Origin of the sequence: Pseudomonas sp. NPDC087614 (assembly GCF_044743485.1) — a bacterium.
Lineage (GTDB): Bacteria > Pseudomonadota > Gammaproteobacteria > Pseudomonadales > Pseudomonadaceae > Aquipseudomonas > Aquipseudomonas baetica_A.
This window is the reverse complement of record NZ_JBIUWN010000028.1, coordinates 21,798-33,891: the sequence shown is the minus strand read 5'-3', so window position 1 is coordinate 33,891 and position 12,094 is coordinate 21,798. Positions and strand designations below refer to the sequence as shown.

Sequence of the window (12,094 nt, the reverse complement as noted above, 5' to 3'; positions counted from 1 at the left end):
AACTAAGCGCGCAGCCGCGAACTGGTCGAACACTCGATCGGTCTGGTCACCGCACTGAACCCGTACATCGGCTACAAAAACGCCACCCGCATTGCCCGTATCGCCCTTGAAAGCGGCCGCGGCGTGCTGGAACTGGTGCGCGAGGAAGGTCTGCTCGACGAAGCCATGCTCGCCGACATCCTGCGCCCGGAAAACATGATTGCTCCGCGTCTGGTTCCGCTGAAGGGCTGAACCAACAGGTTGTTTGTAGCACCACTCACCAGGTCGAGGGACTAGACACCTCTCACCTTTTGAGGGCCTGGGGATCAGTCCCCAGGCCCTTTTTTTTAACGCTCTGACCCTGAGACCCGTATGTCTGGGGGTTGCTTCATGGGGGAGCGGGCTTGCTCGCGCAGGCGTCGTGTCAGTCGACCAAAATGAACCTGACACACCGCATTCGCGAGCAAGCCCGCCCCCACAGACAGCAGTCCCTGCACAAGCCCGGCGCCGGTAACGTCGGGTGTTTCAAAGCTTCGTTTCGTCGCTTGCACCACAACCGTGCAGACGGGCGCCGCACTGATAGGTATAGTGCCGCCCCTCTTCGCGTGAGCGGTCGTCGGTAACGAGGCCATAACCCATGCGAAACCCGAACTAATAACAAACCCGCGAAATGGATCCGGGACGAAATCATCGCCTCACCCGTCGTGCCGTATGCACGCCGGTGTAACACGATGTTTCTACCATCCAGTATTTGCTTACACAAAAAACAGCGAGGATAAATCCATGCTCGAAGTCATCAACGACTTCCTCTCAGGGAAAGTACTGATCGTGCTCATTGTCGGGCTCGGTAGCTACTTCACGATTCGCTCGCGTTTCGTTCAATTTCGTCACTTCTTCCACATGTTCGCGGTGTTCCGCGACAGCCTGAAAAGCAGCGCCGGGCAACTCAGCTCGTTCCAGGCCCTGATGCTCAGCCTCGCCGGCCGCGTCGGTGCAGGCAACATCGCGGGTGTCGGCATCGCCGTGACCCTGGGTGGGCCGGGTGCGGTGTTCTGGATGTGGGTCACCGCCCTGGTCGGCATGTCCAGCAGCTTCTTTGAATGCTCGCTCGGTCAGCTCTACAAACGTACCGACTCCGATGGCACCTACCGTGGCGGCCCGTCCTACTACATCCAGCACGGTCTGCAGAAGCGCTGGCTGGGTATGGTCATGGCGTTCCTGTTGCTGGTGACCTTCGGTTTCGCCTTCAACGGCCTGCAAGCCCACGCCGTGACCCACTCGCTGAACAATGCCTTCGGCTTCGACACCACCTACACAGGCATCGGCCTGGCGGTGTTGCTGGGCCTGGTGTTCATCGGTGGGATCAAACGCATCGCCAAGGTCGCTGACCTGCTGGTGCCGGTGAAAACCCTGATCTACATCGGCGTGACCATCTACGTGATCGTGCTGCAAATCGACCAAGTACCCGCCATGCTGATGACCATCGTCAAGAGCGCCTTCGGTCTCGACCAGGCCTTCGGCGGCCTGATCGGCACCGCGATCGTGATGGGCGTGAAGCGTGGTGTGTTCGCCAACGAAGCCGGTCTGGGCAGTGCACCGAACGTGGCGGCTGTGGCGTCGGTCGAGCACCCGGTGGCACAAGGTGTGGTGCAAGCGTTCAGCGTGTTCCTCGATACCTTCGTGATCTGCACCTGCACCGCGCTGCTGATCCTGCTCTCGGGTTTCTACACCCCGGGCTTCGAAGGCGACGGCATTGCCCTGACCCAGAACTCGCTGGCCGCCGTGGTCGGTGACTGGGGCCGGATGTTCATCTCGGTGGCCCTGGCGCTGTTCGTGTTCACCTCGATTCTCTACAACTACTACCTGGGCGAAAGCAATCTGCGCTTCCTGATCGGTGAAAACCGCAAGGCGCTGATCGGCTACCGCGCGCTGGTACTGGTGTTGATCTTCTGGGGTGCCATCGAGAACCTCAGCACCGTGTTCGCCTTCGCAGACATCACCATGACCCTGCTGGCGTTCGTGAACCTGATCGCGCTGTTCCTGCTGTTCAAGGTCGGCATGCGCATCCTGCGGGACTACGATGACCAGCGTTCGGCCGGCATCAAGACCCCGGTATTCGATTCGAGCAAGTTCCCGGATCTGGACCTGGACCGCAAAGCCTGGCCGGCCAACCCGTCTGCCGCTACCGGCAAGACGCAAGCCGAGCCGCAAGGCGTCCCTGCAGCGCAACGCTGATAGGTGAATGACGGGCGCATCCTCTGCGCCCGTCAGTTATTGTGATGCAATGCCTGCTCCCACAAGGAACTCATCGTTTCGGAGAATCCTATGAACCCTTCGACTTATCCTGCCGCCCAGCACGTCATGGTGTTGTACACCGGTGGCACCATCGGCATGCAGGCCAGCGCCAATGGCCTGGCCCCGGCGTCCGGTTTCGAAGCGCGGATGCGCGAGTACCTGCACAGCCAGCCTGAACTGGTCGTGCCGCAGTGGCGCTTTCGCGAGATGTCGCCGCTGATCGACAGCGCCAACATGACCCCGGCCTATTGGCAGCAACTGCGTGAAGCGGTGGTCGACGCCGTTGATGGGCAAGGCTGCGACAGCGTGCTGATCCTGCACGGCACCGACACTCTGGCTTACAGCGCAGCGGCGATGAGCTTCCAGTTGCTCGGCCTGCACGCTCGCGTGTGCTTCACCGGCTCGATGCTGCCGGCCGGCGTTACTGACAGCGATGCCTGGGAAAACCTCAGCGGCGCACTGGTTGCCCTCGGCCAAGGCCTGGCGCCGGGTGTGCACTTGTACTTCCACGGCGAACGGCTGGCACCGACCCGTTGCGCAAAAGTGCGCAGCTTCGGCCGTCATCCATTCAAGCGTCTGGAGCGTCAGGGCGGCGGCGTGAAAGCCACCTCGATTCCAGCGGCGTTGAATTACAACCAGCCAAAACAATTGGCGAATGTTGCCGTGTTGCCACTGTTCCCCGGCATCGGTGCGCAAATCCTCGATGGCCTGCTCGACAGCGGCATTCAGGGCTTGGTGCTGGAGTGCTACGGCAGCGGTACCGGGCCGAGCGACAATCCGGCGTTCCTCGCCAGCCTCGCCCGCGCGCGGGACAACGGTGTGGTCGTGGTGGCGGTCACGCAGTGCCATGAAGGCGGCGTCGAACTGGACGTTTACGAGGCGGGCAGTCGCTTGCGGGGCGTTGGCGTGTTGTCCGGTGGCGGCATGACCCGTGAGGCCGCGTTCGGCAAGTTGAACGGATTGCTCGGTGCAGGCCTGGAAACCGCTGAAGTCCGCCGACTGGTCGAACTCGACCTGTGTGGTGAGCTGGTCTGAGCATGGCGTTGGATCGCCCCTCACCCTCTCCCAGAGGGTGAGGGCTGGACCGGACTGACACCACAAGCGTCGCGGCACACAACTTGCTCTCTTTTCCAGCATCCCCTGGCTGGAAGACACTGATGCTCCACTCCCACCTCACCACCCTCAACGCCGTCTCCCTGATACTCAACACCTTCAACGCCGAAGGCTTGTCGAGCCAGGCGCTGCTGGCCGGCAGCGGCATCAGTGCGGCGGATCTGAGCCGAGCCGATACGCGCATCACCACCAATCAGGAGATGCAGGTCTGCGCCAACGCGGTCGCACTCAAGCACGACATCGGCCTGGAACTGGGCCGGCGCATGCACGTTTCCTGCTACGGCATGCTTGGTTACGCACTCCTGACCTGTGCCACCTTCGGTGACGCTTTGCATTTGGCGATCCGTTATCCGGCGTTGCTGGGAACACTTTTCGAGCTGAACCTTGAGGACGACGGCGAGCGCGTCTGGTTCGTTGCGGCCGATTATCGCGAGAGTCCGGCGATGGCCGCGTTCAATGCCGAATTCTGTCTGGTGTCACTGAAAGTCATCTGCGACGACTTGCTCGGTCATCCGCTACCGCTGCTCGCCACACGCTTTGAACACGCGGCGCCGGATTACCGTGACAGCTACGCCGAGCATTTCGCCAGCCCGTTGCACTTCGCCGCCAAGGACAACGCCTTTGCGTTCGAAAAGCACTGGCTCGATCAACCGTTACCCCTGGCCGACAGCATTACTCATCAGGCCATGGCCGAACGCTGCCGCAAACAGAATCTCGAGTTCACAGGGCGTCAGGCATGGCTGGGAAGAATTCGCCAATTGCTCAGCGCCCAGTTGAACGCCGCGCCTGGGCTTGAGGGGCTGGCGCAGCAAATGAAGTGCTCACCGCGCACCTTGCGTCGGCACCTCAAAGACATGGGCAGCAGCTATCAGGAACTGCTCGACGAATTGCGTTTCGAACGAGCCAAACAAATGCTCTGTGAAGATCAACTGCCGATCTACCGCATCGCTGAACACCTGGGTTTCAGCGAGACCGCGAGTTTCCGCCATGCGTTCGTCCGCTGGAGCGGCGTGGCGCCGAGTCAGTTCAGGCCGCACTGAGATTCCAGTGTGCAGGCTTGCTCGCGAAGAGGCCGTGTCAGTCACCTGATGCATAAACTGACACCCCGCCTTCGCGAGCAAGCCCGCTCCCACAGGTTTTTCGCCATGCTCAGTGAACCGGCGAGCAACCGTGTGCTGGACAACCTCGTCCCAACCGCTTGAACACAAATCTCTGTGGGATCGCATTTTTCTGATGCAGGCTTGAGGGGCCAATTGCGGTCATGATTTTTGGCCATATCAATCCCCTTTTGGCCTTTCCTGCCGTTCTCCGAATCGTTGTACGCCGCAACACTTGAGGCCACCGAACCAGCCCTGCGGAGAACAACAAATGCTGACGATCTACTCGGACGATCACCACCTGCACCATGGCCGCTGCGAACTGATCGATGGCCAGCTCAAGCCTTGCTTCGAGATGCCCTCGCGCGCCGACCACGTGCTGCAACGCGTGCAGAACCAACACCTGGGCCCGGTCCGAGCCCCCCAGGATTTCGGCCTTGAACCCATCGCACGCATCCACAGCCGCGATTACCTCGAGTTTTTCAAGGGTGCGTGGGCGCGCTGGACCGAGTTCAACACCGACGGCGATCTGCTGCCCTACACCTGGCCTGCCCGCACATTGCGCGCAATCAAACCGACCAGCCTGCACGGCCAACTCGGCTATTACAGCTTCGACGGCGGCGCGCCGATCACCGCCGGCACCTGGCAGGCCGCCTATAGCGCAGCGCAAGTGGCACTGACCGCGCAAGCGGCGATTCAGGGGGGTGCGCGCGGTGCCTTTGCCCTGTGCCGCCCACCGGGACACCACGCCGCCAGCGACTTGATGGGCGGTTATTGCTACCTCAACAACGCCGCCATCGCCGCGCAGGCGTTCCTCGATCAGGGCCACGAAAAAGTCGCGATCCTCGACGTCGACTATCACCACGGCAACGGCACCCAGTCGATTTTCTACGAGCGCAGCGACGTACTGTTCACCTCGATCCACGGCCACCCGGAAGCGGAGTTTCCGTTTTTCCTCGGCTACGATGATGAACGCGGCGAAGGCCCCGGTGAGGGTTTCAACTTCAACTATCCGCTGCCCGCCGGTTCAGGCTGGGACATGTGGAGCGCTGCGCTGGAACAGGCCTGCAACGAGATCGACCGCTACGGCGCCGACATCATCGTGGTGTCGCTCGGTGTCGACACATTCAAGGACGATCCGATCTCGCAATTCAAACTCGATAGCCCCGACTACCTGGCGATGGGCAAGCGTATTGCCGCCCTCGGCAAACCAACGCTGTTTGTCATGGAGGGCGGTTACGCAGTGGAGGAAATCGGCATCAACGCGGTGAACGTGCTTGAAGGATTTGAACGATAAAAAGCGCCTGAAACGGATTGGCACGGCAAGACCCGCTTTGGCGGGTCTTTTTTTGTCTGCGAGATGTATGTACCGCACACCGCTGAAACGCGGCCTCTACCTTGCCCTGATTCGACGCCCTTAAGCGTGCCCCCCAATCAGAGCAGGTGTTGCCCATGTCCGAACATTCTTCAGCCAGTGCCGTTGATGTAGTCACCCAACTGGTGACCGGCCCCTCAGTGCGAGAAGTCGCCACAAAGACATTGCGTCCGGCACTCAAGACGCTGTACCCGGACCTCAATATCGACCCGCAACTGGCGATGGTCGTGAAACCGACCTGGATCATTCAGAACGACAAAGTCATTCCCGGCCGCCCTCAGATCGAATCGCTGACTGATGCGTTGGTACGCTTGGGCCTGTCCGGCACGGCGGAGACCTACCTCGATGGTGAACACTTTCTGACCTTGCAGCCCGATATCCAGACGGCTGTCCAGTTGCCGGTCAAGATCGACGCCATCGGTTTGCTGCTCAACGAACTGGCGCCTTTGCTGTTCATCGCCTTCAAGGAACAACACGTCGACTACTGGGATGAATTCGCGTATCCGGGACAGCCGCGCTGGCAAAAAATGTCCGATGCCTTGCGTAATCTGTGGAACGTCGACGCCAGTCTTGGCTGGGATGCCGACCAGCGTGCCATTGCCCACGCCGTCTACCAAAACCCGGACAAACAACAACGTCTCAACGACGCCTACAAGACTCGCGCCTGCCTGATAGACCTCGACCGGGACGACGCAAAACACCCGGAACACGTGACCCTGCTTGATTGTGCCGTGCTGATCGGAACTGTCGAAAAGCGCACAGTGGTTCTTACCCACTCGGTGGTCCACGGTTTTCAGTGCTTCGACTCGCTGGATGCATTCGGCGAAGCCCTGCCGCAGTTCTGGCAGAGCGTTTCCAGTGCTGGCCTGAAGTGGCGACTGGTCGAGCCGCAGGGCCATTTCTTCGATCATCAGGCCTGCACACTGATCGCCCTGGAGGCCGAAGCCTTGGGCAAGATCAATTTTTTTCAAGACTCGACCCTCGACAACCTCTTCCCTCGCCAGGGCTCAGCGACCACCACCCGGGCCACACCGCGTCTCAAACCGCATATAGATCGTCTGGGGCCGCTACTGCCCGCCTGGCTGGACAATGCCCTTCCCGCCGATCAAACCCGTTACAGCCGACACCTGCTGGATCTGACGACGGTGCAGCATTCCAACCAGGGAAAAACGTTTCAGAGCGAAGTGGTCAGCCTGCAAAAATTCACCCGCCAGGCCCTGAAGCAGCAGATGCTCAAGGAGCATCCGACAGCGGACAAGATCGAGATCGATGACCTCCAGATCACCATCACCAGCCTGGTGGTATGGGGCACGTTCGTATTGCCGGGCAATATTCAGACTCAGACGCTTTCGCTCAGTGAACTGGCCCTGCAAAACCTGGCGGGCCAGCCCCTGGGCAATAAAACCGTGCACTACAACGGCGACCACGCGTTACCAGACTGGCTGACCGTGACCTACCTTGAAAAACTGGTGAGTACCGTCGACATCGGCAAGACCTACCCGCAGTACCTGCAAAAATTGCTGATTGACGACACCCGGCAAGCGTCCGAACTGCAAGCGCTCTACACCAGCCAGATACCCATAGAACTGCCGCTCCTGGCGCTGCAACACAAGATCCAGGGCAAAGCAGGCATGGATGAAAAAGGGTACCGATATGTCGCCGCAGCACTGGGCAACACCGCAGAGCAGCGGCACATCGATGGCGAGGAGATTGTCATTCGGCCTTTGTCGTTCATCGCCCACCGCAGCAGTTCACGCACGGATGTCGTCAACAACATGTTTGTCATCGGTCCGAGGGAAGTGGAAAAAGGCCCCTGCGTACTCTATCGACCGCTGTTCGAAATGGCGCTGATCCAGTATCCAGGCCACGCCAACCTGCTCTACGCCATCGAGCATTCGCGACAGCTTCGCGAGTCGGTACTCGCCTGGTTGCCGGACGATGTGCGCTTCAATTACAGCCAGTTCGTATTCACCGCCAGGCTGCCCTCGGTGTGGACGATCCCGCAACTGCTGGTGAACCCGACCACCGCGTTCGACATGTCAGGGCCTGTTGCATTGGGGACCGCTGCGATTGAGAGCGATGTGCGGGGAACACTGTATGAGAGCAACGTCCAGGCCGTCATCACACAAGCCGAACGGCAATCGGTATCGGATGCGGAGGCACGCTGGGCGACACTTAAACGCGGCGGTTGGATGGTGTTCAATGCAGCGTTGCCATTCCTCGGTCGCAGTGCCGGCACGGCAGCGTGGATCTGGCAGATCATGGACGATTTGCAGGAAATCAGCGATGTCGAGAATGAACAGACCGACAAAACTGCCTGGACAGCAATCGCCGACATTCTCCTCGCCTTGGGCATGGTACTGGCCCATCGTGCAGCGGTCGGGAACAAGCCGCAGCATGAATCGATTGCGACGACGCCAGAAGAAACGCCACCCGTAACGTCCGCCCCCAAGACCATCAAACCGCAGCGTTTGCCGGACATGGCCGGTACCGAACTGCCTGTCGCTCATCACATGTCGCTCAATACGGTGACCGCACTGAAGCGCTCCCCCGTCGCACTTGCAGCGCTGCTCGACAGTTTCAAGATCGACAAACCCAAAGAACTCGGCGCCGAAGCCAACGAAGGGGTACATCGCCACCTCTACGCAAAACAGAAGAAATGGTACGCATCGGTCGGCGACCGCTGGTTCGAAGTACTGATCAACGAAAACCAGGACGTACAGATCATCGACTCGCGCCGGCACCCCCCCCTCGCGGGGCCGTTGCTGACCCGCACCGCCGGCGGTCAATGGATCATCGACCTGAGATTGCGCCTGCGTGGCGGTGGACTGCGCAGTGGGCGCGAACAGGAAAGAGGCAAGAACCTCAGAAAAGTACAGGCACTGATTGCCGAAATCGAAGCTTTCGACAACACGATGGCAGACAAGCAGAGTCAACTCGACGCGGCCCATAACGCAATGCACGATACATCGTCGACCGTGGACGAAGCCGTTGGCAAAAAGTACCTGGACACCCTCGACTCGCTCGACAAGGCGTACGCGGCAAACGTCGAGAAAATCAAGTCACTGAACCGCAAACAGACAGTGCCCAACTATCGGACAGTCATGATCGAACGCCTGCAGATGCTGTTGTTTCTGGGGCAGGAATGGCTCAGCCAGCACAACACCGATTTTCAGACCAATGTGAACGCGACCATCTCGATGATCGCTGACCACACCCATGTCGAACCGCAAAAGTTTATCCAGTCCTGTGAAAACATCACCGATCAAACCCAAGGCATCATCGAAAAGATCGAGGCTGCCCATGCCCGGTTCGCAGAACTCGAGCTGCTCGGCAAAGAAGCCGTAGAGACCGTTTCAACTTATCGAAAGGCACTCCCGAGCTACGACCTCAATGACCTCAAGCTGTTGCAGATCAGTCTTGGGCAAGAGATCTGCGTCAAGCCCGGCGAGACCGCGACTCGGGCAGACGCGCAACAGGCACTGGAAACGCTCATCGAGGATGCTGCGCTGAATATTCAGAGCTCGATGATCTGACCGCCGATGAGAGCCTGAGCAACTTGCGCGATCGAATCGAAGCCCTGAGCAACGTTTCCGAGCAGTTTGCCGCGGTGGACCAACGTTTTGCCGACCTAGTCGCGGAGTTTCCCGATCAACTCCAGACCACTCGGCTGGGGCATGTACGGACTCGGGTCATCGAATTCAAAGCACACACAGACGTGCGTCTGGCTGACCTGCTGCGCAATAAACATCTGCTGGAGCCGTTGCCAGGCCCAGCGAAACCGACGTCGAGTCGCAAGATCATCAGCACCAGATTCAAGGGCACGCTCGTTGGGGAACGGAAAAAAAGCACGGATGGCCTAGACACCGAACTGGTCGAGGTGCGCGGAGAACTGACCGGCGTTATTGCCACGTTTCACGAAAAATCGCCCGGTGTATGGGTCGAACACGGCATCACCAAAACCCAACCTGCCAAGGCCAGACCGAACATCAAAAAAGCGGTCGAACACGCAAAAGCATTACTCGATGGCCTGGCGGCGTTCCACCGGCGCACCGAGGCGCGCATCAAACGAGGTCAACGTATCCCGGTCGAGATTGAGGAGATCTACCATGAGGAAGCCGAGCGCTTGCGCAAAGCCGGCGAAGCGCTTGATGAGGCAATGACGGCCGCCAATCTGACCGTCGACCCGAAGCATCCGACGGCCGCTCTCGGTCATGCACTGAGCAATGCGGCAACCGCACTCTACGAAAAAGGCACCAGTGCCCGCATCAGGATCATCAAACAACAACCTCCGACGGCAGCCCGAGTGGAGTGGCTCAAAAACAAGCTAGAGGTGCAGATAACGCAAACGGTCACCCGGCGCAGCCTCAAGGGGCAGGACAAGGACTTCCTCGACGAATATGAAGTGAGCGACGCCAAAACCGCAAAAGTGCTGTGGTATGCGCACTTTCACTATAAAAATGCCAGCGACGCGTCCGCTTTGTTCACCGCCGGGCACATGAAAACCCTCCAGCAACGGCGCCTGGGCGGCAAGCTTGACCTGCGCAACAAAAGTAACCAGCAACTGATCGAAATCTATCGCAGCCAGATCGGCAGTACATTGGCGCAAACCCTGTTTTTCAAACCTGCCACGCCTGTCGCAGACGCATCAGTGCGGCTCTGATCCCAGGCTCCGGCACGGCGGCAAAGCCCAGCACCAGTCCGGCGCGCTGATCGGCTGAAGTCAGGGAATCGGGCAGCCAGTAATGGCTCAAGCCGTTGATTTCCACATCCACGCGGGCGGCTTGTTCAACCAATTGCTGCTCGCGCTCGATGCTGTTCACGGCCACCGTCAGGTGCAGCCCGGCAGACACCGCCGGCAGCTTGCCCACACCGTCGATTGCCGTCGGCCAGCCGTCCAGCAATGCATTGCGACGGTTGAGGGCTGCCCGACGCATACGCCGGATATGGCGCTGGAAATGCCCGGCGGCCATGAACTCGGCCATCACCATTTGCGTACTCACCTCGGAATGCCGGACGTCCACTGCCCGGCGTTGCGAGAACGCGTCCACCAGCCCCGGTGGCAGCACCAGATAGCCCAGTCGCAACGCCGGGAACGCGACTTTGCCGAAGGTGCCGACATACAGCACTCGCCCCTGTCGATCGAGCGCTGCCAACGGTGCCAATGGCGCGCCGGTGTAGCGGTACTCACCGTCGTAGTCATCCTCGATGATCCAGCCCTGGGTGCGTTCGGCCCAGGCCAGCAACTCAAGCCGTCGCGCCAGGCTCATCACCACACCCGTCGGGTATTGATGCGACGGCGTCACATAAGCCACGCGACAGTCACTGGCTGCCGACAGCGCCGAGCAATCCATGCCCTCTTCATCCACGGCGATACCGTGTAAACGGCCACCCGCCACCGCGAACGCATGGCCGGCCGCTCGGTAACCCGGATTTTCGATACCGACGCCATCACCCGGCGCCACCAGTAGCTGTGCACAAAGACTGATGCCTTGCTGTGCGCCGCTGGTGATCACAATTTGTTCAGCCGAACACTGCATGCCACGCGAACTGCGCAAATAAGCGGCAATCAGACCGCGCAAACGCGCATCGCCAGCCGGGTCGCCGTAGCACAGTTGCTGAAGATCGGGTTTGCGCCAAAAAGCCGCGTTGAGCTTGGCCCACACGTCAAAGGGGAACAGATCGAAGGCTGGAACGCCCACTCGAAATGCGCGGGGCGGACCACTGGGAGGTTTGGGTAAATGATTGTTTCTGACCCGGCACAGCGGATCGCTGTGGATAACTTTACTGGACGGATCAACAGGTAAATCCAGCCAATTTGTGGATAAGTCTGTGGGTAAGCCTGTTGAAAACCCTGTGGATACTTTTGTGGATAGTTTTTCCGCCGATAACGCGGCTTGGGGTAATTGCGCGACGTAGGTGCCATCACCGACTCGCCCCTCGATAAAGCCTTCGGCGTATAGCTGATCGTAGGCGCGCACCACACTGTTACGGGAAATGCCCAGCGCCGCCGCCAGATCACGGCTGGCCGGCAGGCGTGTGCCGCCGCACAGGCGCCCGTCCAGCACACGCAAACGCAGCGCCTGATAGAGCTGGCGGGTCAAGCCCAAGCGACGGTCGAGCTCGATACCCGCTGGATTGAAGGGCATGGACAACGTGGGCGATTCAGGCATGGCAATGGACCTATGAAATGGGTCGTCAATGGCTCTTACAACAGACCAATAGCCTGCCTAGG

The 12,094-nt window shown here is 59.8% G+C and carries 7 protein-coding genes and 1 pseudogene; 7 read left to right on the top strand and 1 reads right to left on the bottom strand.

Going from position 1 to position 12,094, the window contains the following annotated elements; genetic code table 11:
- From aspA to ACIOWA_RS12930, 7 genes and pseudogenes are all read left to right on the top strand, one after another.
- Nucleotides 1-231, top strand: a pseudogene (aspA, locus tag ACIOWA_RS12960) (aspartate ammonia-lyase); the annotation flags it as partial.
- A gap of 531 nt (nt 232-762) precedes the next feature.
- On the top strand, nt 763-2,214 hold the full coding sequence (locus ACIOWA_RS12955) for an alanine/glycine:cation symporter family protein (RefSeq protein ID WP_339431509.1): 1,452 nt from the start codon (nt 763-765) through the stop codon (nt 2,212-2,214).
- A gap of 90 nt (nt 2,215-2,304) precedes the next feature.
- Nucleotides 2,305-3,309, top strand: coding sequence for an asparaginase (locus ACIOWA_RS12950; RefSeq protein WP_339431508.1), 1,005 nt, complete (start codon nt 2,305-2,307; stop codon nt 3,307-3,309).
- A 122-nt stretch (nt 3,310-3,431) separates the two neighbouring features.
- Nucleotides 3,432-4,427 carry an AraC family transcriptional regulator gene (locus ACIOWA_RS12945; RefSeq protein WP_339431507.1) on the top strand — a complete coding sequence of 332 codons (996 nt, stop codon included), beginning with the start codon at nt 3,432-3,434 and terminating at the stop codon, nt 4,425-4,427.
- Nucleotides 4,428-4,755: 328 nt separating this feature from the next.
- Nucleotides 4,756-5,781: a histone deacetylase family protein gene (locus tag ACIOWA_RS12940; RefSeq protein ID WP_339465170.1), complete on the top strand. Its 1,026-nt coding sequence runs from the start codon at nt 4,756-4,758 to the stop codon at nt 5,779-5,781.
- 155 nt (nt 5,782-5,936) lie between these two features.
- Nucleotides 5,937-9,395, top strand: a complete 3,459-nt coding sequence (locus ACIOWA_RS12935; protein WP_401160130.1) for a dermonecrotic toxin domain-containing protein — start codon at nt 5,937-5,939, stop codon at nt 9,393-9,395.
- 23 nt (nt 9,396-9,418) lie between these two features.
- Nucleotides 9,419-10,522, top strand: coding sequence for a hypothetical protein (locus ACIOWA_RS12930; protein WP_401160128.1), 1,104 nt, complete (start codon nt 9,419-9,421; stop codon nt 10,520-10,522).
- Here ACIOWA_RS12930 and ACIOWA_RS12925 read toward each other — a convergent pair.
- Entirely contained in the window at nt 10,479-12,032 is a 1,554-nt protein-coding gene (locus tag ACIOWA_RS12925) for a PLP-dependent aminotransferase family protein (RefSeq protein ID WP_401160126.1), read from the bottom strand. The two genes, ACIOWA_RS12930 and ACIOWA_RS12925, sit on opposite strands and share 44 nt — an antisense overlap.
- Between the last annotated feature and the right edge of the window lie 62 nt (nt 12,033-12,094).

Bases quoted from the DNA above. Each gene is read 5' to 3' on its own strand.
- ACIOWA_RS12955 (WP_339431509.1), top strand. From the start codon at position 763: ATGCTCGAAGTCATCAACGACTTCCTCTCAGGGAAAGTACTGATCGTG.
- ACIOWA_RS12950 (WP_339431508.1), top strand. From the start codon at position 2,305: ATGAACCCTTCGACTTATCCTGCCGCCCAGCACGTCATGGTGTTGTAC.
- ACIOWA_RS12945 (WP_339431507.1), top strand. From the start codon at position 3,432: ATGCTCCACTCCCACCTCACCACCCTCAACGCCGTCTCCCTGATACTC.
- ACIOWA_RS12940 (WP_339465170.1), top strand. From the start codon at position 4,756: ATGCTGACGATCTACTCGGACGATCACCACCTGCACCATGGCCGCTGC.
- ACIOWA_RS12935 (WP_401160130.1), top strand. From the start codon at position 5,937: ATGTCCGAACATTCTTCAGCCAGTGCCGTTGATGTAGTCACCCAACTG.
- ACIOWA_RS12925 (WP_401160126.1), bottom strand. From the start codon at position 12,032: ATGCCTGAATCGCCCACGTTGTCCATGCCCTTCAATCCAGCGGGTATC.